At 74.1% G+C, this 21,081-nt stretch carries 17 protein-coding genes and 1 riboswitch; of the genes, 7 read left to right on the forward strand and 10 right to left on the reverse strand.

The genetic code is table 11. The features are described from left to right. Positions 1-11 precede the first annotated feature (11 nt). Positions 12-1,679: a serine/threonine-protein kinase gene (locus ABFX81_RS02935; protein WP_346137580.1), complete on the forward strand. Its 1,668-nt coding sequence runs from the start codon at positions 12-14 to the stop codon at positions 1,677-1,679. Here ABFX81_RS02935 and ABFX81_RS02940 read toward each other — a convergent pair. The 3 genes from ABFX81_RS02940 to ABFX81_RS02950 form a co-directional block, all read right to left on the reverse strand. After that, positions 1,676-2,098 carry a thioesterase family protein gene (locus tag ABFX81_RS02940; protein WP_086854714.1) on the reverse strand — a complete coding sequence of 141 codons (423 nt, stop codon included), beginning with the start codon at positions 2,096-2,098 and terminating at the stop codon, positions 1,676-1,678. The genes ABFX81_RS02935 and ABFX81_RS02940 overlap by 4 nt on opposite strands. Before the next feature lie 65 nt (positions 2,099-2,163). Next, complete coding sequence (locus ABFX81_RS02945) at positions 2,164-2,793, reverse strand: hypothetical protein (protein ID WP_086854713.1); 630 nt, start codon at positions 2,791-2,793, stop codon at positions 2,164-2,166. Between the two features lie 80 nt (positions 2,794-2,873). Beyond that, positions 2,874-4,082, reverse strand: a complete 1,209-nt coding sequence (locus ABFX81_RS02950) for an aminotransferase class I/II-fold pyridoxal phosphate-dependent enzyme (RefSeq protein ID WP_086854712.1) — start codon at positions 4,080-4,082, stop codon at positions 2,874-2,876. Positions 4,083-4,168: 86 nt separating this feature from the next. Between ABFX81_RS02950 and ABFX81_RS02955 the strand changes: the two genes are divergently transcribed. After that, positions 4,169-4,795 carry a winged helix-turn-helix transcriptional regulator gene (locus ABFX81_RS02955; protein ID WP_086854711.1) on the forward strand — a complete coding sequence of 209 codons (627 nt, stop codon included), beginning with the start codon at positions 4,169-4,171 and terminating at the stop codon, positions 4,793-4,795. 52 nt (positions 4,796-4,847) lie between these two features. Here the strand turns inward: ABFX81_RS02955 and ABFX81_RS02960 are convergent, their stop codons facing one another. Next, entirely contained in the window at positions 4,848-6,344 is a 1,497-nt protein-coding gene (locus ABFX81_RS02960; RefSeq protein WP_086854710.1) for an IucA/IucC family protein, read from the reverse strand. Positions 6,345-6,453: 109 nt separating this feature from the next. Here ABFX81_RS02960 and ABFX81_RS02965 point away from each other — a divergent pair, with 109 nt between their 5' ends. Continuing rightward, positions 6,454-8,037: an IucA/IucC family protein gene (locus ABFX81_RS02965; protein WP_346137581.1), complete on the forward strand. Its 1,584-nt coding sequence runs from the start codon at positions 6,454-6,456 to the stop codon at positions 8,035-8,037. 7 nt (positions 8,038-8,044) lie between these two features. Here ABFX81_RS02965 and ABFX81_RS02970 read toward each other — a convergent pair whose 3' ends face one another. Continuing rightward, on the reverse strand, positions 8,045-8,773 hold the full coding sequence (locus ABFX81_RS02970; RefSeq protein WP_346137582.1) for a hypothetical protein: 729 nt from the start codon (positions 8,771-8,773) through the stop codon (positions 8,045-8,047). 285 nt (positions 8,774-9,058) lie between these two features. On the opposite strand from ABFX81_RS02970, the gene cbiE reads away from it, so the two are divergent. After that, entirely contained in the window at positions 9,059-10,333 is a 1,275-nt protein-coding gene (gene cbiE / locus ABFX81_RS02975) for a precorrin-6y C5,15-methyltransferase (decarboxylating) subunit CbiE (protein ID WP_086849801.1), read from the forward strand. Further along, the gene (gene cobM, locus ABFX81_RS02980; protein ID WP_086849803.1) at positions 10,330-11,079 is read left to right on the forward strand and encodes a precorrin-4 C(11)-methyltransferase; all 750 of its coding nucleotides are present in this window, start codon (positions 10,330-10,332) and stop codon (positions 11,077-11,079) included. Before cbiE ends, cobM begins: the two co-directional genes overlap by 4 nt. A gap of 28 nt (positions 11,080-11,107) precedes the next feature. On the opposite strand, the gene ABFX81_RS02985 is transcribed toward cobM, so the two are convergent. Next, a complete protein-coding gene (locus ABFX81_RS02985; protein WP_086849805.1) occupies positions 11,108-12,226 on the reverse strand; it encodes a cobalt-precorrin-5B (C(1))-methyltransferase in 1,119 nt (372 codons plus the stop codon). Positions 12,227-12,244: 18 nt separating this feature from the next. Between ABFX81_RS02985 and ABFX81_RS02990 the strand changes: the two genes are divergently transcribed. After that, positions 12,245-13,009, forward strand: coding sequence for a cobalt-precorrin-6A reductase (locus ABFX81_RS02990; RefSeq protein ID WP_086849807.1), 765 nt, complete (start codon positions 12,245-12,247; stop codon positions 13,007-13,009). A gap of 52 nt (positions 13,010-13,061) precedes the next feature. Here the strand turns inward: ABFX81_RS02990 and ABFX81_RS02995 are convergent, their stop codons facing one another. The 3 genes from ABFX81_RS02995 to cobG are packed head-to-tail and all read right to left on the reverse strand — an operon-like array spanning position 13,062 to position 16,521. Next, positions 13,062-14,570: a precorrin-2 C(20)-methyltransferase gene (locus ABFX81_RS02995; RefSeq protein ID WP_086849809.1), complete on the reverse strand. Its 1,509-nt coding sequence runs from the start codon at positions 14,568-14,570 to the stop codon at positions 13,062-13,064. Next, a complete protein-coding gene (locus ABFX81_RS03000) occupies positions 14,567-15,238 on the reverse strand; it encodes a precorrin-8X methylmutase (protein WP_346137583.1) in 672 nt (223 codons plus the stop codon). Before ABFX81_RS03000 ends, ABFX81_RS02995 begins: the two co-directional genes overlap by 4 nt. Beyond that, a complete protein-coding gene (gene cobG, locus ABFX81_RS03005) occupies positions 15,235-16,521 on the reverse strand; it encodes a precorrin-3B synthase (protein ID WP_346137764.1) in 1,287 nt (428 codons plus the stop codon). Before cobG ends, ABFX81_RS03000 begins: the two co-directional genes overlap by 4 nt. 101 nt (positions 16,522-16,622) lie before the next feature. Further along, a riboswitch (cobalamin riboswitch) is annotated at positions 16,623-16,699 on the forward strand. 56 nt (positions 16,700-16,755) lie between these two features. Between cobG and cobN the strand changes: the two genes are divergently transcribed. Beyond that, a complete protein-coding gene (gene cobN / locus ABFX81_RS03010) occupies positions 16,756-20,382 on the forward strand; it encodes a cobaltochelatase subunit CobN (protein ID WP_086849813.1) in 3,627 nt (1,208 codons plus the stop codon). A gap of 13 nt (positions 20,383-20,395) precedes the next feature. Here cobN and ABFX81_RS03015 read toward each other — a convergent pair whose 3' ends face one another. Continuing rightward, on the reverse strand, positions 20,396-21,076 hold the full coding sequence (locus tag ABFX81_RS03015; protein ID WP_346137584.1) for a 2-phosphosulfolactate phosphatase: 681 nt from the start codon (positions 21,074-21,076) through the stop codon (positions 20,396-20,398). Positions 21,077-21,081: the final 5 nt, after the last annotated feature.

The following is a 21,081-nucleotide window of genomic DNA, read 5'->3' on the forward strand; positions in this document are numbered from 1 at the left end:
GAGACGGACCGATGAACCACGCGACCGAGGTGTTCCAGCCGTTGCAGGCGGACGATCCGCCCATGGTGGCCGGATACCGTCTGGCCGCCCGGCTCGGCGCGGGGGGCATGGGCCGGGTCTACCTGTCGCACACGCGGGGCGGCCGGCCGGTGGCGCTCAAGGTGGTGCGCCCGGAGCTGGCCGACGACCCGGCCTTCCGGCGGAGGTTCCGCCGGGAGGTGGAGGCGGCCCGGCGGGTCCGGGGCGCGTACACGGCCGAGCTGATCGACGCCGACGCGGACGGCGTACCGCCCTGGGCGGCCACGGTGTACGTGCCCGGCCCGTCCCTGACGGGGGCCGTGGCCCGGCGCGGACCGCTCCCGGTGCCCGCGGTGCTGTGGCTGATGGCGGGGGTGGCCGAGGCGCTCCAGGCCATCCACGCCGCGGGCATCGTGCACCGGGACCTCAAGCCGTCGAACGTGCTGCTGGCCGCCGACGGGCCGCGTGTGATCGACTTCGGCATCTCGCTGGCCGCAGACTTCACCTCTCACACCGCTACCGGCTCCACCGTCGGGACGCCGCACTTCATGGCTCCCGAGCAGGCGTCCGGGGGTGAGGTCACGGCGGCGACCGACGTCTTCGCGCTGGGCCAGACGGCGGCGTTCGCGGCGCTGGGCCGGCCGCTGTACGGAGAGGGCTCCGCGGTCGGTGTGCTGTACCGGATCGTGCACGACGAACCCGACCTGACCGCGCTGCCCGAGCGGCTCCGTCCGCTGATGGCCCGGTGCCTGGCCGCCGACCCGCGGGATCGGGCGGGCTTGGCGGAGATCGTCGAGTGGTGCCGGCAGCGGCTGGGCGCGGACGCCGACGCGGGGGCGGGACCGGCCGTCTGGCGGGACGTCATGGGGCCGGAGGTGACGGTTCCCTCCCCGGCGGACCTCGACGCCACCCGGGTCTCCCCGGCGACCATCGACCCGACACGGGTGCACAGGCAGCCGCTGGTCGTCACGCAGCCGCAGGCGCAACCGCCGGGGCCGGAGGAGAGACGGGCGCGCAGACGGCGTGGCGCACTCATCACGGCCGCGGCCGTGACGGCGGGGGCGCTGGTACTGACCGGCCTGGCGTGGACGGTCGCGGACGCGGGGAACAGATTCCGCGACTGGGTGGCGGGCGCACCGTCGACGCCCGGCCCGGAGAAGTCCGGACGGTCGTCCGCGCCCGAGTCGTCGACGCCGTCGCCCTCGGTGTCCGGGTCCGTGTCGGGGGCGGGTGGCGGGCCACCGGAAGCGTCCCGTCCGTCCCCGGAGGTTTCCAAGTCACCGCAGGTCATCGCGCAGGCCCCCCTGCTGCTGAACGCGAAGAACTCGCTCAGCTTCGAAAGGCCGCTCCGGCGCGACGACCGTAAGGGAGACATCCGCTTCACCTGTGAGAACCCGAGCTGCGAGCTGGAGAGCGACACCAGCGTCTTCGTCCAGATGTTCACCGACAAGGCGGTTTCCCTCGACGAGTGCCGGCTCCTGCTCGGCGGTGCCGGCCGCCCCCACCGCTGGACGCTGGCCTCGGTGGCGGCCGGCAGTCAGATCTGCGTCAAGCACTCCTCCGGGGACATCGCCCTGCTCGTGGTCCAGACGAAGTCGACCGCGCTGCCGGAGCTCGCCTCCCTCATGGTGGACATGACCGTCTGGAAGAAGGCGGCCTAGAGTCCCAACACCCCCGGCTCCGACGCCAGCTTCCTGAAGTACTCCTGGGGGCCCGTGACCAGCTTGCGGGCCTTCAGGTCCATCAGGCCGCCGACGGCCGTGATCTCGGCCGCCACCGTGCCGTCGGTCTTGCGGACCGTCTGCCCGATGCGGAAGGTCTTGCCCTCCCCCCAGGCGAAGGCGCAGGTCACCTCGACCTCGTCACCCGCGAGCAGCTCCCGTTTGTAGCGGATGGTCGTCTCCAGGGCGACCGGTCCCACACCGCTGCCGATGAGGGCGGACTGGCTGATCCCCGCGGCCCGCAGTAACGACCAGCGGGCGTGTTCCGCGTAGTTGAGGTACACGCTCTGGTTGAGATGACCCTGCACGTCGGTCTCGTAACCGCGGACGGTCACCGGGACGGAAAACGGCTCGCTCATGGGCTTCCCCTCTCGCACCGGACACTCGTGGCGCACGCAACGATCCCCCGATCTTGGCATGCTCATCACGCCCGGCGCGGCGAGGCCAGGAGATAGCGGGTCCCGGTGCGCGGCTCGCTGTGCTCGCTCACCTGCCAGCCTGCCCCCTCCAAGGTGGCCGCGCAGGTCCGCAGCGCCTCGCCGTCCGGCTCGTACACCGCGACGGCCTCCGGCTGCGGGGTCTCCCGCACCCGGTAACCCCCGTCGTCCCGCCCGGCAGGGCGGTGTCCGGCCGCCTCCAGTGCCAGCGCGGCGGCCTGCACGAGATGCGTGCGCTCCCAGCCGCACGGCCGGTCCACGGCACCGTCCGGGTTGGTCATCCGGCGCAGCTCCAGCAGTCCCTGCCAGGCGCTGTGCACCTCGCGGCGCCGGGCGGGCCCTGTCTCCGGCGCGGCTTCCTCGCCGCCGACGCGCGCGGTGAACACACCGGCGGTGGCGGGGGCCTCGGCGGCGGGCTCGGGCACCTGCATGACGCCCTGCCGCACGCGGTGGCCTTCCGGTGTCAGGAAGTGGTCGTGCGGCGGCCGGGGGTGCCGGAAGGCGAGCCCCCGCTTCACCAGCGCCGCGAGCTGTGCCTCCGTACCCCGCAGCCGGCCGGTCACCGGATCGGCGGCGTCGATGACCCGCCGCTGCGCGGCGGTCGGCGGTCGCGTCACGGCGTGCTCCTCCCTGGCCCAGGCCCCGGGGCACTCGCCCCACCTGCTGGAAGGCTACGACCCGCCACTGACAATCGCGCCTACTGCCGGTACCCGCCCAGGAACCGCCCGATGCGCCCGATCGCCGCCTCCAGGTCGTCGGCGTAGGGAAGGGTCAGGATCCGGAAGTGATCGGGGGTCGGCCAGTTGAAGCCCGTGCCCTGCACCACCTGGATCTTCTCCCGCAGCAGCAGGTCCAGGACGAACTTCTCGTCGTCGTGGATCCTGTGCACCTTGGGGTCGAGGCGCGGGAAGGCGTACAACGCCCCCTTCGGCTTCACGCACGTCACGCCGGGAATCTCGTTCAGCTTCTCCCAGGCCACGTCGCGCTGCTCGCGCAGGCGGCCGCCCGGCAGGGTGAGGTCGCGGATGGACTGCCGGCCGCCGAGCGCGGCCTGGATGGCGTACTGGGCGGGCGCGTTGGCGCACAGCCGCATGGAGGCCAGCATCGTGAGGCCCTCCAGGTAGTCCTTCGCGTGCTGCCTCGGTCCCGTCACCACCAGCCAGCCCGAGCGGAAGCCCGCCACGCGGTACGTCTTGGACAGGCCGCAGAAGGTGAGCACCACCAGGTCGGGAGCGAGCGCGGCGGCCGAGTGGTGCACGGCGTCGTCGTAGAGGATCTGGTCGTAGATCTCGTCGGCGAACACCATCAGGCCGTGCCGCCGGGCGAGGTCGAGGATGCCCTCGACGATCTCCTTCGGGTAGACCGCGCCGGTGGGGTTGTTGGGGTTGATGATGACCACGGCCTTCGTGCGGTCCGTGATCTTCGAGGCCATGTCGTCCAGGTCCGGGTACCAGTCCGCCTGCTCGTCGCAGAGGTAGTGGACCGCCTTGCCGCCCGCGAGGGTCGTCACGGCCGTCCAGAGGGGGAAGTCCGGGGCGGGGATGAGGATCTCGTCGCCGTCCTCGATCAGTGCCTGGACCGCCATCGACACCAGCTCGGACACGCCGTTGCCGAGGAAGACGTCGTCGACGCCGACCTCCAGGCCCAGTGTCTGGTAGCGCTGGGCGACCGCGCGGCGGGCGGGGAGGATGCCGCGCGAGTCGGTGTAGCCGTGCGCCTGCGGCAGCATCCGGATCATGTCCTGGAGGATCTCCTCCGGCGCCTCGAACCCGAAGAGCGCGGGGTTGCCGGTGTTCAGGCGCAGCACGCTGTGACCGGCCTCCTCCAGCGCGTTGGCGTGCTCTATCACCGGGCCGCGGATCTCGTAACAGACCTCGCTCAGTTTGTTCGACTGCCGGAATTCCATGCGCCGCTTCCCCTCGCCGACTTGTGTTGCTTGGTTTTACCAAGTAGCCGCTTGGAAAGTCCAACAACTTGTCTAGACTGCGTCGCATGCCACCTCGCCGAAGCTACGACCAGTACTGTTCCGCCGCCCGCGCCCTCGACGCCGTCGGCGACCGCTGGACCCTGCTGATCGTCCGGGAGCTCCTCGCCGGTCCCCGCCGCTACACCGACCTGCACGCGGACCTGCCCGGCGTCAGCACGGACGTACTCGCCTCGCGGCTGAAGGACATGGAGCGCGACGGCCTCACGACCCGCCGCCGGCTGCCCCCGCCCGGCGCGGCCTTCGTGTACGAACTCACCGCCCGGGGGCGCGAGTTGCTGCCCGTGCTCCAGGCGCTGGGGGAGTGGGGCCAGGCGGAACTCGGGGAGCGGCGGCCCACGGACGCGGTACGGGCGCACTGGTTCGCCCTGCCCCTGCTGCGCCTGCTGGACGGGGAAGGCCTCGTCGAAGTCCGTCTGGAGGAGGGGCTGTTCCATCTGCACGCCGGTGCCGAGGAGGGACCCGTGTACGGCGACGGGCCCGCCCCCGGGGAGCCGGACGCCCGGCTGGTCCTGGACACCGGCACCTGCACGGCTCTCAGCCGGGGGGAGCTGAGCCTGGCCCGGGCCGTGCGGGAGGGCCGGGTCGAGGTGAGCGGCGAGGGCACGCTGGCGAAGGCGCTCCGCGAGGCATGAGAGAAGGCCCGTGTGGCACGGGCCTTCTGATGGCATATCCGGCACTTGGGCCTCAGGAAAGGGGGTTGGGCAGTTCCGCCCACTGGTCCCCGGCCGTCTGCGGCGAGAGCCGCATCAGCGTCAGCGCCTTGGTGGGCAGCGGGTCCGCGCGCAGCGCCGCGAGGTCCGGGGTGCGGGGCAGCTCCCGTACGGCCGTCTCCAGCGCCGCCGTGAGCGCCGCCCACGACCCCGCCGTGCCGGCCAGCGCTCCCGCCACCAGCGAGCCGAACAGCTTGCGCCGGAGCGTGCGTTCGTCGTCCGTGACCATACGGGCGGGCAGATCGGGCACCGCGATGCCGTGCCGGGCGAGACGGACCGGGCTGACGCGGATGTCGGCCAGGTCACGGTAGACCAGCCGCAGCGGATCACCCGCCGGGGACAGGATCACCAGGAGGTTCTGGCCGTGCGCCTCCAGGGCCACCCCCAGTTCCAGCAGCCGCAGACCGACGGTGAGGGCGAGGCGGGCGAAACCGGCCAGCCAGGCGGGGGAGCGGGGGAGTTCGGTGGTGGCGAGCGCCGCCACCGGCAGGACCCGTTCGCCGCCCCTCGCGTAGGCCTCCGGCGGCTCCCGCAGAACGGCCGCGAAGTCGGGGGAGCCGGCCGCCGCCGCGCCCAGGGTGCGGGTCACGTGCAGCAGTCCGTCGGTGTGCGCCGCCGGCGTCTCCGCGAACTCGGACAGCACCGCGGACGCGGCGACCGAGGGCAGCGAGATGTCCCGCACCGACGATGTCAGCCGGGCGCTGAGCGAGGTCTTGACGTGCGGCCCGCCGGGCAGCGCCAGCGTCCGCAGCGCCATCAGGGGATACCCGGCGCGCCGCTCCTCGCACACCCGCTTCAGCACGTGCGCCGCCTGCCACGGGTGCACCGGCAGCACCACTCGCCCCTCTTCCCGCAGATCCCGCGGCCACGCGCCCGTCACCAGGCACTCCTCCGCCCGCACCGGCACCAGCCCCAGCTCCACCAGCGGCCGGTGCTCGGGCCCGTAGGCGAGCTGCTCGGCCACCGAGAAACCGGGCCGGGACCGGCAGGTGGGATGGAACGGATGCCCGTCGACGATCCGCTGCTCCCACTCCCAGTCGCGCTCCGGCCACCCGTCCGTGGCGTGCCCCTCCTGTCCCGCCCTCGACAGCGCCAAGGAGGCGACGCTGTGCGCGAGTTCGGCGGCGAAGGACGCGGAGTGCGGTACGGCGAGGTCCGTCACCAGCCCGGCCGGATCGTCGTACTCCGCCTCGTCGAGTCGCAGGACGGTGACGTAGGCGCCGGTCGCGTACGGATCCGGCCGCGGGCCGTGCAGCCGGCGGCCGTCGGACAGGTACAGCGTCAGCCCGTCCCCGCCCTGCTCGCGGCGGGTGACCCAGGGCAGCGGATCGTGGGCGAGACCGCGCCACAGACGGGACAGCACGGCCGCCCGGGCACCGGGCAGTTCGGCCTCGTACCGCGGCAGGAGGCCGGGCCGTACGACGGCCAGTTCGTCGGCGACCTCGGCCTCGGCGGTGGGGGAACGGTGCACGGGCGGGCTCCTCGGGTACGAATAGGGCGTCACGGCGGGATGACGACGGCACGCATACTGATCATCTCCGCCCGGAGATCCGGAAATCCGGAAGGACCGCAGGGAACGAGTGGAACGCGTGGACCTCATGCCCCCGCCCGACGGCGACGACTCCGCCCCCGGAGCATCCGCCTCCGGCGACTCCGCCTTGGACGACCCGGTCGCCGGAGGTCCCCTCGCCGACGGTCTCGCCGAACGGGCCGACGCGTACGCCGCCGTGCCGCTGCTGAACTGCCTGCTGCGGGAGGTGGCGCGGCCGGTGAGCGAGACGGGCGAGCACCGGGTGCACCACCTGCCCGGCGGGGACCGTCTGCTGCGGGTGCGCGGCACGCGGCGGCCCGCCGAGCCGGAAATCCGTGTGGCCGGCGGCTGGCACCGGGTCGGCCACACCGAGCTGGTCAAACTCGTCGCCGAGGAACTGCGCCGGCACACGGGTCTGTCCAACCACGAACTGCCCGCCGAGATGATCGACAGCCGGGACGCCGTGGCCGCGCTGCTGGCCGCCCGCGCCCGGGCCACCCCGCCCGACGACCCCTATCTGCGCTCCGAGCAGTGCCTCCTCACCGGCCACACCCACCACCCGGCCCCCAAGGCGCGCGGCGGCGGCCCCGCCGCCGGCTGGCTGCCGTACGCGCCCGAGGCGTACGCCCGTTTCCCGCTGACCCTGCTCGGGCTGCGCGAGGACACCGTCGTCGAGGAGGGCGACACCTCGGCCCTCGACGCCCTCGGTACGGCCCCGCCCGGCTACCGCCTGCTGCCCGCCCACCCCTGGCAGCTCGACCTGGCCGGTCCGGAGCTCGCCGACGCCTTCGCGGACGGCAGACTCGTCCGGCTCGGCACGACCGCCTTCGACACCTGGCCGACGGCCGCGATCCGCACGCTCTACGCGCCCGGGCCAGACCTCTTCCTGAAGTTCAGCCTGGACGTGCGCATCACCAACGACATCCGCCGGCTGTGGCGTCACGACCTGCTCGCCCTGCGCCGGACCGAGGCGGCCGTGCGCGCCGCTTTCGAGACGTTCGAGGGCCCCCCGGCCTGGCTCGGCGACCGCGGGTACCGCACCGCCGACTTCGCCTTCGAGGCCCTGGCCGTCCTCCTCCGGGACGGCTTCGAAGGCCGTCTCCTGCCCGGTGCGACCCCGCTGCTCGCCGCCGGTCTCGTCGAGGGCTTCGACGGCAGCCCGCTCGACCGGGCCGCCGACCCCGAGGCCTGGTGGTCCGCGTACCTGGCGCAGGTGGTCCCCCCGGCTCTGACGGCCTTCGCCCGGCACGGTGTCGTCATCGAGGCGCACCTCCAGAACACCCTGGTCGCCGTGGACGCCGGCGGCACACCCGTGCAGGCGCTGTACCGGGACGCCGAGGGCGTGAAACTGCTGCCGGACGTGGAGCGGGGAGCCGGCTGGGAGCGGCTCGTGTACTGCCTGGTCGTCAACCACCTCGGCGAGATCGCCGGCGCCCTCGCGGAACGCCACCCCGGCTTCGACCCCTGGCCCGCCGCCCGCCGCGAACTCGCCCGCCACGACCTCCCCGAGATCCCCGCCCTGCTCGCCTCACCCACCCTCCCCGGCAAGACGAACCTGCTGCTCCGCTGGACGGGCGCGGACGGCGCGGACGCGCGCTACCTGCCGCTGCCCAACCCGCTGCGCGGTGCCTGAGGGCGGTTCACGCCGTCGCCGTCGGGTTCGGCCCATGCACGGACGGGGTCTCGTCGTCCATGTCCCCCCGCAGGGCGGCGATGACGAAAGCCGTCATGGAGGCCAGGCCGAGCAGCGCGAGCGGTCCCCAGATCGCCGGGACCGCCCAGAACGGCCAGCCGTTGGCGGACTGCGCCCACAGGGTGAAGAGGGCCGCGACGCCCATGCAGACGCCGTGCCACCGCACCACGCCTCCCGCCGTCGCGTGCCGCCGGTCGCCTCGCGCGAACAGCGGCCACGCCCCGCCGGCCAAGGCGGGCAGACCGAACGCGAAGCAGGCGAGCGCACCGCCGAGGCGGTCCTCGGACCAGCCCACGGGTCCGTGGGACGTCTGCTGCCGCCGCCCGTCGGCGTCCCGTACCTCGACGACCTGCCCGTGCCAGACGAGGCCGACGACCTCCTCGCCCGGCGTCAGCTCCGACACGACCGGATCGGTCTGCCGGAACGTCACGTGCCAGGGCTTGCCGGAGGGCAGCAGCAGCTCCGCCTCCGGCGAGCCGTTCCGCCTCCCGCGGTTCAGGTCGGCCCTCCGGACGGTGAACTCCTGCTCCCACCGGCACCCCGACGCCTTCACCGGGACGGAGGCACAGGCCGGAGCGGCACGGAACTCCCGCTCCCGGTCCAGCGCGCCGCGGACCTCCAGCGTCATGGCCACTCCGACGACGAGCGTCACGACACCCATCAGGAGCCACGTCACGTTCCCCGGCCCCTGCCCTCCGCCCGACCTCATCGTGCCTCCCCACGTCTCGCCGGATTCCGCCCGAACGGTAACCGAACCTGTCGGGACCGAGCCCCTGGCAGGCGGCGCCCGGACGGGGCATGGCCGGTCCGGCACACGAGCACGGGGAGCCGGGGTGTTCCTGCCGCGGGAGCCGGGCGGGCAGCCGGGGAGTGGGCGCGACGGTGTACCCGAGCACAGGCGTGCTGGTCAGCGCCCAGTAGAGTGCGGCTCTGTTGCCCCCGAACCCCGAGGTACCGCGCAGTGACCCCCGCACCTGACGCACCGACCGCCGCCGTGACCGTCGTCGGGCTCGGGGCCGACGGCTGGGCCGGACTGCCCGACGCCTCCCGCACCGCGCTGCGCGAGGCCGAGGTCCTGATCGGCGGACCCCGCCAGCTGGACCTGCTGCCCCCGGAGTGCACGGGGCGGCGCGTCGCCTGGCCCTCGCCGCTGCGCCCCGCCGTCCCCGGCCTGCTCGCCGCGCACGCCGGGCGCCGGATCGCCGTACTGGCCAGCGGGGACCCCATGTTCTACGGCATCGGCCGCGCCCTCGCCGAGGAGACCGGCGCGCTGCGCGTCCTGCCGCACCCCTCCTCCGTCTCCTACGCCGCCGCCCGGCTCGGCTGGCCGCTGGAGGACGTGGAGGTCGTCACGCTCGTCGGCCGGCCCGCCGCCAGACTGGCCGCCGCCCTGCACGACGGCCGGCGGCTCCTCGTCCTCAGCGCGGACGCCACCACCCCCGCCGAGGTCGCCGCCCTGCTGCGCGACCGGGGCTTCGGGCCCAGCCGGATGCGCGTCCTCGAACAGCTCGGCGGCGACAGGGAACGCACGACCGACGAGGTCACCGCCGACGACTGGCCTGCGGAACGGCCGCTCGGCGATCCGCTCAACATCGTCGCCGTGGAGTGCCGTCGCGCCCCGGGCGCCCTGCGGCTCGGCGCCGTGCCCGGGCTCCCGGACGAGGCGTACGAGCACGACGGGCAGCTCACCAAGCGGCACGTGCGCGCCGCCACGCTCGGCGTGCTCGCCCCCGCACCCGGCGAACTGCTGTGGGACATCGGCGGCGGCTCCGGCTCGATCGCCGTGGAGTGGATGCGCACCCACCCCTCGTGCCGCGCGGTCACCGTGGAGCGGGACCCGGCGCGCGCCGAGCGGATCACCCGCAACGCCGACCGGCTCGGCGTGCCCGGACTGCGCGTCGTCACCGGCGCCGCGCCCGCCGTCCTCGCCGAACTCCCGCCCCCCGACGCCGTGTTCGTCGGCGGCGGTCTCACCGCGCCCGGCCTCCTCGACGCGTGCTGGGCGGCGCTGCCCGGCGGCGGGCGGCTGGTCGCCAACACCGTGACGCTGGAGTCCGAGGCGCTGCTCGCCGACGCCCACCGGCGCCACGGCGGCGAACTGGTGCGGCTCGCCGTGGCACACGCCGTGCCGGTGGGAGGGTTCACCGGGTGGCGGCAGGCGATGCCCGTGACCCAGTGGGCCGTACGGAAAATGCTCGACACCTCTTCAGGACATTCTTCAGGAGCAGACAGATGACCGTGTACTTCATCGGTGCCGGCCCCGGCGCCGCCGACCTGATCACGGTGCGCGGCGCCCGCACGCTCGCCGACTGCCGGGTCTGTCTGTACGCGGGCAGCCTGGTCCCGCGGGAACTGCTCGCGGAATGCCCGCCGGACGCCCGGCTGGTGGACACCGCGCGGCTCGACCTGGACCAGATCACCGCCGAGTTGCTGCGCGCCCACGAGGAGGGGCACGACGTGGCCCGGCTGCACTCCGGGGACCCCGCCGTGTTCAGCGCGGTCGCCGAGCAGATGCGGCGGCTGGACGCGGCCGGGGTGCCCTACGAGGTCGTCCCGGGCGTCCCCGCCTTCGCCGCCGCGGCCGCTGCCCTGAAGCGGGAGCTGACCGTTCCGACCGTCGGCCAGACCGTGATCCTCACCCGTGTCGCCAACCGGGCCACCGCCATGCCCGAGGGAGAGGACCTGGCCACCCTCGGCCGCAGCGGCGCGCTGATCGTGCTCCACCTGGCCGCCCAGTACGTGGACCGCGTGGTCGCCGAACTCCTCCCGCACTACGGCGCCGACTGCCCCGCCGCGGTCGTCGCCTACGCCTCCCGCCCGGACGAGCTGGTCATCCGCGGCACCCTCGACGAGATCGCGGGGAAGACGAAGGAGGCCGGTGTGCTGCGCACCGCCGTGATCATGGTGGGTCGGACGCTCGGGGCGGAACAATTCCGCGACAGCCACCTGTACTCGCCGGAGCGGGAACGCCACGTGTGCTGACAGCGGTGAACGTCTACGGCCCCCGCCGTCAGGCCGGCGCGCTGCGCCCGACCACCGTCCCCGCCCGGTCGATGCAGATCACGTCGACCACGACCGGCGCCCCGCGCAGTACGGCCAGGGCCTCGTCGCGGGCGGTCGTGGCGACCAGGTCGCCGAGCGGCACCCCGGCGGCCAGGCACGACTGGAGCGCGGCGAGCCCGGTGTTGGCGTCCGCCACCTCCGCGGCCAGCGCCTCGTCCGCGCCGCCGCGCCGGGCCAGCTCGGCGAGGAAGCCCTTGTCGACCTGGGAACGGGCCGAGTGCAGGTCGAGGTGCCCGGCGGCGAGCTTGGAGAGCTTGGCGAAGCCGCCGCAGATCGTCAGGCGGTCGACGGGGTGGCGGCGGATGTACTTCAGCACGGCGCCCGCGAAGTCGCCCATGTCGAGCAGGGCGTCCTCGGGAAGCCCGTACTCGGCCACGACCGTCTTCTCCGACGTCGACCCGGTGCACCCGGCGACATGCCTGCGCCCCGCCGCCCGCGCGACGTCCACGCCCCGCCGGATGGAGTCGATCCACGCCGAGCAGGAGTACGGGACGACGATGCCGGTCGTGCCGAGGATGGACAGGCCGCCCAGGATGCCGAGCCGGGGGTTCCAGGTGGAGCGGGCGATCTCCTCGCCGTGGTCGACGGAGACGGTGATCTCGACGTCGCCCGAGCCGCCGTGCCGGGCGGCGACCTCGGTGACGTGGTCGCGCATCATCTGGCGGGGGACCGGGTTGACGGCCGGTTCGCCGACGGGCAGGGGCAGGCCGGGGCGGGTGACGGTGCCGACCCCGGGGCCTGCCTTGAACACGACCCCGGCCCCGGCGGGCAGCCGCCGTACCGTGACCCGGACCAGCGCGCCGTGCGTGACGTCCGGGTCGTCTCCGGCGTCCTTCACGATCCCCGCCGTCGCGTGCCCGTCGCCCAGCTCCTCGACGGCCAGCGCGAACGACGGCGTCTGCCCCTTCGGCAGGGTGATCGTCACGGGGTCGGGAAACTCGCCGGTCAGCAGGGCGGTGTACGCCGCAGTCGTGGCCGCCGTCGCACAGGCGCCGGTGGTCCAGCCGGGCCGCAGGCCGGTGTGCTCCAGCTGGGCCCTGCGGCCGCCCTTCACTTCGCTGCTCATGAACGGACCTGGACTTCCATGCGCGTACTGATTCTCGGCGGCACCACGGAAGCCCGCCGTCTTGCCGAACTGCTCCACGACACGCCCGGCCTGACCCTGACCAGTTCCCTCGCCGGGCGCGTGGCCAGCCCCCGCCTGCCCCCGGGCGAGGTCCGTATCGGCGGCTTCGGCGGGGCGGAGGGGCTGGCCGCGTGGCTGCGCGAGCACCGGGTGGACGTGCTCATCGACGCCACCCACCCTTTCGCCGGGACGATCAGTTTCCACGCGGCGCGGGCCGCCGCCACCGCCCATGTTCCCCTGCTCGCCCTGCGGCGCCCCGGCTGGGTCCCCGTCGAGGGCGACGCCTGGCACGACGCCGGCTCCCTGGAGGAGGCCGCGCGCCTGCTGCCCGCGCTGGGCCGGCGCGTGTTCCTCACGACCGGCCGCATGGGCCTGGCCGCCTTCGCCGGTCTGGACGACCTGTGGTTCCTGGTCCGTTCCGTGGACGCGCCCGAGGTCCCGCACCCGTCCCGCATGGAGGTGCTGCTCGACCGCGGCCCCTTCACCCTCGACGGCGAGCGCGAGCTGCTGCGCCGGCACCGGATCGACGTCGTGGTGACCAAGGACAGCGGCGGAGCGGCCACCGCACCGAAACTCACGGCAGCCCGGGAGGCCGGACTCCCGGTCCTCGTGATCCGCCGTCCCCCGGTCCCCGAGGGCGTCCCGGTCGTGCCCGGGCCGGAGGAGGCGGCCCGGTGGGTCGGGGAGTGGTTCCAGGGGCGCGGGTTGCCGGCCGGCGGCTGAGAACGGGCCTGGCTCGCCTCCAAGCCGGAGGCGAGCCGGGCGCCGCGTTCTCTCACGCCTCCGGATACCGGCGCGGCGTCCACACGATCTCCTCGCCGTCCCCGCGCCGTACGGCCCGGGTCTGGGAGGAGCCGACCAGCAGGATCGTGCGCATGTCGACCTCGGCCGGATCGAGGTCGGCCAGTCGTACGATCCGGACACGTTCGCCGGTGCCGCCCACGTCCCGCGCCACCACGACCGGGGTGTCCGGCGCCCGGTGCTCCAGCAGCAGCTCGCGTGCCTTGCCCACCTGCCAGGTGCGGCTGCGCGAGCCGGGGTTGTACAGGGCGAGGACCAGGTCCGCCGAGGCCGCCGCGTGCAGCCGTTCGGCGATGACCTCCCAGGGCTTGAGCCGGTCCGAGAGCGAGATGGCGGCGTAGTCGTGGCCGAGCGGGGCGCCCGCCCGGGCCGCTGCCGCGTTGGCGGCGGTCACGCCCGGCAGCACCCGCACCGGAACGTCCGCGTACTCCTTCTGGGACGCGGCCTCCAGGACGGCCGTCGCCATGGCGAAGACGCCCGGGTCGCCGCCGGAGACGACCGCGACCCGCCGCCCGCGCCGGGCCAGGTCGAGGGCGAACTCGGCGCGCTCCGACTCGACCCGGTTGTCCGAGCCGTGCCGGATCTGGCCGGGCCGCCGCGGCACCCGGTCGAGGTAGGTCGTGTAGCCGACCAGGTCGTCGGCGGCGGCCAGCGCACCCCGGGTCTCGGGCGTCAGCCACAGCGGACCGGCCGGCCCGGTCCCGACCACGACGACCTCGCCCCGCTCCCGGGCCTGAGGCCGCTCGGTGTCCACCTGGCTCGGCAGCACGGCCACCGAGAAGTACGGCACCGACTCCACGTCCACGTCGGCCAGTTCGGCGAGCCGCTCCCCGTCCATGGTGGCCCGCTCGACGTACCGGGCGTCGCCCAGCCGTCCCGAAGCCTCCAGCGCGCTCCGCACCTTGGTGAACGTCCGCCCCAGCTTCATCACCACGGCCGCGTCGGTCGAGGCGAGCCGTGCGGCCAGCTCCTCCTCGGGCAGGGTGCCCGGCAGGATGGTCAGCACCTCCTCGCCCTCGGCGAGCGGCGTGCCCAGCCGCGCGGCGGCGGCGGACACGGACGTGACGCCGGGGATCACCTCGGTGTCGTAGCGGTCGGCGAGCCGCTTGTGCATGTGCATGTAGGAGCCGTAGAAGAGCGGATCGCCCTCGGCGAGGACCGCGACCGTCCGCCCCGCGTCCAGGTGCGCGGCGAGCCGGGCCGACGCCTCGGCGTAGAACTCCTCGATCGCGCCCTTGTAGCCGCCGGGATGGTCGGTGGTCTCGGTCGTGACCGGGTAGACCAGCCGCTCCTCGATGTGGTCGGCGCGGATGTGCTTCGCCGCGATCGAGCGGGCGATGGAACGGCCGTGCCGGGCACTGTGGTACGCGATCACGTCCGCCTCGGCGATGACCTCCACGGCCCGTACGGTCATCAGGGACGGGTCACCGGGGCCGAGCCCGACCCCGTACAGCCGCCCCGCTGTGGACTGCTCGCCGCTCACTCTTCCTCACTCGCGATCGCGTTGAGCGCGGCGGCGGCGATGGCGCTGCCCCCGCGACGGCCGCGCACGACCAGGTGCTCAAGACCGGACGGATGCGCGGCCAGGGCGTCCTTGGACTCGGCGGCCCCGACGAAGCCGACCGGCACACCGATCACGGCGGCCGGGCGCGGAGCCCCCTCCTCGATCATCTCCAGCAGCCGGAACAGCGCGGTCGGCGCGTTGCCGACGGCCACCACCGAGCCCTCCAGCCGGTCCCGCCACAGCTCCATCGCGGCGGCGCTGCGCGTGGTGCCCAGCTTCGCGGCCAGCTCCGGCACGGACGGGTCGGAGAGCGTGCAGAGCACGTCGTTGCCGGCGGGCAGCCGCTTGCGCGTCACTCCGCTGGCCACCATCTGCACATCGGTGAAGATGGGCGCGCCCGCGCGCAGGGCCGCACGGGCCCGGGTGACCACGGCCGGCGTGTAGGCCAGGTCCCGTACGAGGTCGACCATCCCGCAGGCGTGGATCATCCGGACCGCGACCTGGCTGACGTCGGCGGGCAGGGCCGCGAGGTCCGCCTCCGCGCGGATGGTGGCGAAGGACTGGCGGTAGATGGCCGCGCCGTCCTTCTCGTAGTCGTACGTGGTCACGGTGGTCTTCTCGCTGCTCTCGGTCGTCGTACGGGTCATGAGGTGATCTCCGCCAGGGCGGCGGCGAGTCGGGCGGGGTCGTGCATCGAGGTGGTCCGGGGTTCCTCGCCGCGTACGGCGGTGGAGAGCCGGTAGCCGCCTCCCGGTTCGGCGACCACGTCCACGCGGTCGCCCCGGGGGTGCCCGCAGCGGCGTTCGCAGCCGGACCAGTACAGGGGCAGGCCGTGCGGGGCGATCGCGCCGAGGCTACCGGCCGCGTCGGTCCGCACGTCCGCCTGCGACTTGGCGCATCCGGGCCTGCCGACGCAGGCGCCGACGCGCAGCCAGGGGGAGCCGGGGTCGGTGACGAGGCCGGTGGCGGCGAGGCGGGCGAGGGACTCGTCGGCGCGGGTCCGCGGTGTGGGAAGAACCACACCGCGCCACGGCGTCAGACGCAGCTCACCGGCGGCCACCTGCGTCAGTTCCCGCCATTGGCGCACCGAGAGCCGGCCCAGCGGTACGTGCACGGAGAGGCCGTCACCGACGACTCCCGGGGGCGGTCCCTCCGCGTGGCCGGTCTCCCGGCCGCGCCGCTCGTGGCGGATGCCCTCGGCGGTCAGACGCCGGCCGACCGCATCGAGCAACTCGCCCTCGGCAAGGGACAGTTCCTCCACGCGCCAGACCTGCGCCCCGCTCGCCCGGGCCGCCTCCAGGAAGGTCTCCGAGGCCAGCAGCGCGGCCCGTGCCGCCTCCTCGGCGGTGACGTGCAGCGCCTCTCCGGCCACTCCGAGGCCGACTTGCGCACCACCGTCGGCCGTCGCCCGTACCGTCACATCGGCACCGAGACCGGCCACGTCCCCGCGTCCGTCGTCGAGCGCGAACAGGAAACGCCCCGACAGGTCCTGTGCCGCCTCGCTCGCGCACAGCGCCGCGTCGAGGGCCGTCAGCCAGGGCCGTACGTCCAGCGCGCCCCGCCCGTCGAGACCGGACAGCGGCGAGGCCACGATGTTGCGCACCCGCTCGTGCCCGCGCGAGGGCAGCAGCCCGGCGGCGTCCAGCAGCCCGGCCAACTCCCCGCCGCAGCCGCCGTCCAGACCCCGCAGCTGCACGTTGCCGCGCGAGGTCAGATGCAGGTCACCGTCGCCCAGCCGCTCCGCCACGTCGGCGAGCGCCCGCGCCTGCCGCAGGGTCAGGACCCCGCCGGGGACCCGGACACGGGCCAGCGCGCCGTCGTCCGCCGCGTGCAGCCGCAGCGTCCCCGGGCAGGCGTCACCGCGGTCCCGGGAGACCGCTGTGGCCTGGGGCGATGAACGGAGGGCAGGCGTGGACATGGCGGCGAGCATACCTACCATCACACCCGGTGTATGCCCCGCCCTTTTCGCCCGCCCCTTACTATGCTCCTCGGTGGATCATCCGGTCCGCCGACGCCACGACGGCGACAGGGGAGGAAGCCCGGTGCGAATCCGGCGCGGTCCCGCCACTGTGAGCCCGGCCCCCACGGGCCGGGCGAGCCAGGAACTCCCGCCGTCCCACCACCCGCCCGGGGCGCGGACACCCCGAGGAAGGCCAGCCGCCGCATGCTGCACTCATCCGGGGAACGACTCCCGAACCCCCGCATCCTGCTCCTGTCGACCTCCGACACCGACCTGCTCAGCGCCCGCGCGGCCGCCGGTCCGGTCCCGTACCGCTTCGCCAACCCCTCCCGGCTCGCCCTCGACGACCTCCCCGCCCTCCTCGACGGCGTCGGCCTGGTCGTCGTGCGCCTCCTCGGTGGCATCCGGGCCTGGCAGGACGGACTCGACCTGCTCCTCGCCGACGGCCGTCCCGTCGTCGTCCTGACCGGCGAACAGGCCCCCGACGCCCAGCTGATGGCGTCCTCCACGGTCCCCATCGGCATCGCCGCCGAGGCCCACGCCTACCTCGCCCACGGCGGCCCGGCCAACCTGGAGCAGCTCGCCCGCTTCCTCTCCGACACGGTCCTGCTCACCGGCCACGGCTTCGAGGCACCGGAAGCCGCCCCCACCTGGGGCCCGCTGCCCCGGGAGGGCCGGGACACCGACGGCCCGACCGTCGCCGTGCTCTACTACCGGGCCCACCACATGAGCGGCAACACCGCCTTCGCCGGCGCCCTGTGCGACGCGATCGAGGACGCGGGCGGTCGGCCCCTGCCCCTGTACGTGGCCTCCCTGCGCGCCCCCGAGCCCGAGCTGATCGAGGAACTCCGCGCCGCCGACGCCATCGTCACCACCGTCCTCGCCGCCGGCGGCACCAAGCCAGCCGAGGCATCGGCAGGCGGCGACGACGAGTCCTGGGACGCGGGCGCGCTCACCGCCCTCGACGTACCGATCCTCCAGGCCCTGTGTCTCACCGGCTCACGGACCGACTGGGCGGACAACGACGAGGGCGTCTCCCCGCTCGACGCGGCCAGCCAGATCGCCGTCCCCGAGTTCGACGGCCGCCTCATCACCGTCCCGTTCTCCTTCAAGGAGATCGACGCCGACGGCCTCCCGGCCTACGTCGCCGACCCCGAGCGCGCGGCCCGCGTCGCCGGAATCGCCGTACGCCACGCCCGGCTCCGCCACATCCGGCCCGCCGACAAGCGCCTCGCGCTGGTCCTCTCCGCCTACCCGACCAAGCACTCCCGCATCGGCAACGCGGTCGGCCTGGACACGCCCGCCAGCGCCATCGCCCTGCTGCGCCGGCTCCGCGACGAGGGCTACGACTTCGGCACGGACGCTCAGGTGCCGGGCCTGGCCTCCGGTGACGGGGACGAGCTGATCCGCGCGCTGATCGAGGCGGGCGGGCACGACCAGGACTGGCTCACCGAGGAGCAGCTGGCCCGCAACCCGGTGCGGATCCCGGCGGCCGACTACCGCCGCTGGTTCGCCACGCTCCCCGGGGAACTGCGCACGGCGGTGGAGGAGCACTGGGGCCCGGCCCCCGGCGAGATGTTCGTCGACCGCAGCCGCAACCCCGAGGGCGACATCGTCCTCGCGGCCCTGCGCTTCGGCAACCTGCTGATCCTCATCCAGCCCCCGCGCGGCTTCGGCGAGAACCCGATCGCGATCTACCACGACCCGGACCTGCCGCCCTCCCACCACTACCTGGCCGCCTACCGCTGGATCGCCGCCCGGACCGAGGACGGCGGCTTCGGGGCCGACGCGATGATCCACCTCGGCAAGCACGGCAACCTGGAGTGGCTGCCCGGCAAGAACGCCGGCCTGTCCGCCGCCTGCGGCCCCGACGCCGCCCTCGGCGACCTCCCCCTGATCTACCCGTTCCTGGTCAACGACCCCGGCGAGGGCACCCAGGCCAAGCGCCGCGTCCACGCCACGCTCGTCGACCACCTCGTCCCGCCCATGGCCCGCGCCGACTCCTACGGCGACATCGCGCGCCTGGAGCAACTCCTCGACGAGTACGCCCAGATCTCCTCCATGGACCCCGCCAAGCTCCCGGCGATCCGCGCCCAGATCTGGACGCTCATCCAGGCCGCCCGGCTCGACCACGACCTCGGCCTGGAGGACCGCCCGGACGACGACGGCTTCGACGACTTCCTCCTGCACGTCGACGGCTGGCTCTGCGAGGTCAAGGACGCCCAGATCCGCGACGGCCTGCACGTCCTCGGCAACCCGCCGCAGGGCGCCGACCGCGTCAACCTCGTCCTCGCCATCCTCCGCGCCCGCCAGATCTGGGGCGGCGCCACGGCCCTGCCCGGCCTGCGCGAGGCCCTCGGCCTGGACGAGTCCGCCGCGACCCGCACGAGTGCCGACGAGGCCGAGGAGCAGGCCCGCGCCCTGGTCCAGGCCATGGAGGACGCGGGCTGGGACCCGGCCGCTGTCCCCGCCGAACACGGTGAACAGGTCGCCGCCATCCTGGAGTTCGCGGCCCGCGAGGTCGTGCCGCGCCTCGCCGCGACCACCGCCGAGGTCGACCACACCGTGCACGCGCTGGCGGGCGGCTTCGTCCCGGCGGGCCCCTCGGGATCACCCCTGCGGGGCCTGGTCAACGTCCTCCCGACGGGCCGCAACTTCTACTCGGTCGACCCCAAGGCGGTCCCCTCCCGCCTCGCCTGGGAGACCGGCCAGGCCCTCGCCGACTCCCTCCTGGAGCGCTACCGCACCGACAACGGCGACTGGCCCACGTCCGTCGGACTCTCCCTGTGGGGCACCAGCGCCATGCGCACGGCGGGCGACGACGTGGCCGAGGCCCTCGCCCTGCTCGGCATCCGCCCCGTCTGGGACGACGCCTCCCGCCGGGTGACGGGCCTGGAGCCCGTCCCGTACGAGGAGCTGGGCCGCCCCCGTATCGACGTCACCCTCCGCATCTCGGGCTTCTTCCGGGACGCCTTCCCGCACACCATCGGCCTGCTGGACGACGCCGTACGCCTGGCGGCCTCGCTGGACGAGCCGGCCGAGGCCAACCACGTACGGGCCCACGTCCAGGCCGACCTCGCCTCCCACGGCGACGAACGCCGGGCCACCACCCGCATCTTCGGCTCGCGCCCCGGCACGTACGGCGCCGGCCTGCTCCAGCTCATCGACTCCCGCGACTGGCGCACCGACGCCGATCTCGCCGAGGTCTACACGGTCTGGGGCGGCTACGCCTACGGCCGTGAACTGGACGGCCGCCCGGCCCGCGAGGAGATGGAGACCGCCTACAAGCGCATCGAGGTCGCCGCGAAGAACACGGACACGCGCGAGCACGACATCGCCGACTCCGACGACTACTTCCAGTACCACGGCGGCATGGTGGCGACGGTCCGGGCCCTGCGCGGCACGGCCCCCGAGGCGTACATCGGCGACTCCACGCGCCCCGAGACGGTCCGCACCCGCACCCTCGTCGAGGAGACCTCCCGGGTCTTCCGGGCCCGCGTGGTCAACCCCAAGTGGATCGAGGCGATGCGCCGCCACGGCTACAAGGGCGCTTTCGAACTCGCCGCCACCGTCGACTACCTCTTCGGCTACGACGCCACCACCGGCGTGATCGCCGACTGGATGTACGACAAGCTCACCGAGACCTACGTCCTGGACCCGGCCAACCGCGAGTTCCTCCAGGAGGCCAACCCCTGGGCCCTGCACGGCATCGCCGAACGCCTGCTGGAGGCGGAGTCCCGCGGCATGTGGGAGAAGCCCGACCCGGCGGTGCTGGAGGGGCTGCGGCAGGTGTACCTGGAGACGGAGGGGGACCTGGAAGGCGACGGGTGATCGTTCCGCACCGTCACTCGGCGGGGTGCGCAGGCCTCAGGACCATGAGTGAGCCTTCCAAGGCCGCCACCATGGCGAAGGGGAACCGGTCGACCTGGAGACAGAGTGCGACGTCGTCGGAGTGGACTCCTTGACGCACCCCCTGCGCCAACTCGGCGGCGGCACGCGACTCGGCAGCGCGGCGGACGAACCCGGCAGCGTCCGTCGCGTCCTCCGTGGCCCTGCGAGCGATGTACTGAGCACACGCCAGATCCTCATCGGCCTGCCCGTCTTCGCCGGTGATCACGAACGTGACGCTGTCACTCCTGCGCGTCCTCAAGAGCCGAGCCGTCGCCTCCGCCACCACGAAGCCGGCGCACAGCACCAGCGACGCCTCCTTGACCGCGAGGGCGCCGACCGTTCCTGCCGTGGTCTTCTGCACGACGGTCCGTCCGCCGAGGTCGGCGGACCGCAGCAGGCCCGGCGAGTTGACCAGGTCGAACCCGGGCGCGGGCGGACCGTCCTTGAGCGCCGCCCAGTCCGGGTGGCGAGCCTTGAGGCCCAGGGCTTCGTCCAGCGACTCGGCGAGAACGATCTTCTCCGCTCCCTGGCCGAACGCCCAAGCCGCCACGGTGAAAGCACGCATCACGTCGACCACGACCGCCACAGACGGGGCTTCGACGATCTCCGGTATGCCGAGGAAACGAGTGTCCATACCGA

The organism is Streptomyces coeruleofuscus (genome assembly GCF_039532725.1).
In the GTDB taxonomy this organism is placed as follows: domain Bacteria; phylum Actinomycetota; class Actinomycetes; order Streptomycetales; family Streptomycetaceae; genus Streptomyces; species Streptomyces coeruleofuscus.

Bases quoted from the DNA above. Each gene is read 5' to 3' on its own strand.
- ABFX81_RS02940 (WP_086854714.1), bottom strand. From the start codon at position 2,098: ATGAGCGAGCCGTTTTCCGTCCCGGTGACCGTCCGCGGTTACGAGACC.
- ABFX81_RS02955 (WP_086854711.1), top strand. From the start codon at position 4,169: ATGCCACCTCGCCGAAGCTACGACCAGTACTGTTCCGCCGCCCGCGCC.
- ABFX81_RS03000 (WP_346137583.1), bottom strand. From the start codon at position 15,238: ATGACCCGTACGACGACCGAGAGCAGCGAGAAGACCACCGTGACCACG.
- ABFX81_RS02985 (WP_086849805.1), bottom strand. From the start codon at position 12,226: ATGAGCAGCGAAGTGAAGGGCGGCCGCAGGGCCCAGCTGGAGCACACC.
- cobN (WP_086849813.1), top strand. From the start codon at position 16,756: ATGCTGCACTCATCCGGGGAACGACTCCCGAACCCCCGCATCCTGCTC.
- cobM (WP_086849803.1), top strand. From the start codon at position 10,330: ATGACCGTGTACTTCATCGGTGCCGGCCCCGGCGCCGCCGACCTGATC.
- ABFX81_RS02990 (WP_086849807.1), top strand. From the start codon at position 12,245: ATGCGCGTACTGATTCTCGGCGGCACCACGGAAGCCCGCCGTCTTGCC.
- ABFX81_RS03015 (WP_346137584.1), bottom strand. From the start codon at position 21,076: ATGGACACTCGTTTCCTCGGCATACCGGAGATCGTCGAAGCCCCGTCT.
- cobG (WP_346137764.1), bottom strand. From the start codon at position 16,521: ATGCTCGCCGCCATGTCCACGCCTGCCCTCCGTTCATCGCCCCAGGCC.
- ABFX81_RS02950 (WP_086854712.1), bottom strand. From the start codon at position 4,082: ATGGAATTCCGGCAGTCGAACAAACTGAGCGAGGTCTGTTACGAGATC.
- ABFX81_RS02935 (WP_346137580.1), top strand. From the start codon at position 12: ATGAACCACGCGACCGAGGTGTTCCAGCCGTTGCAGGCGGACGATCCG.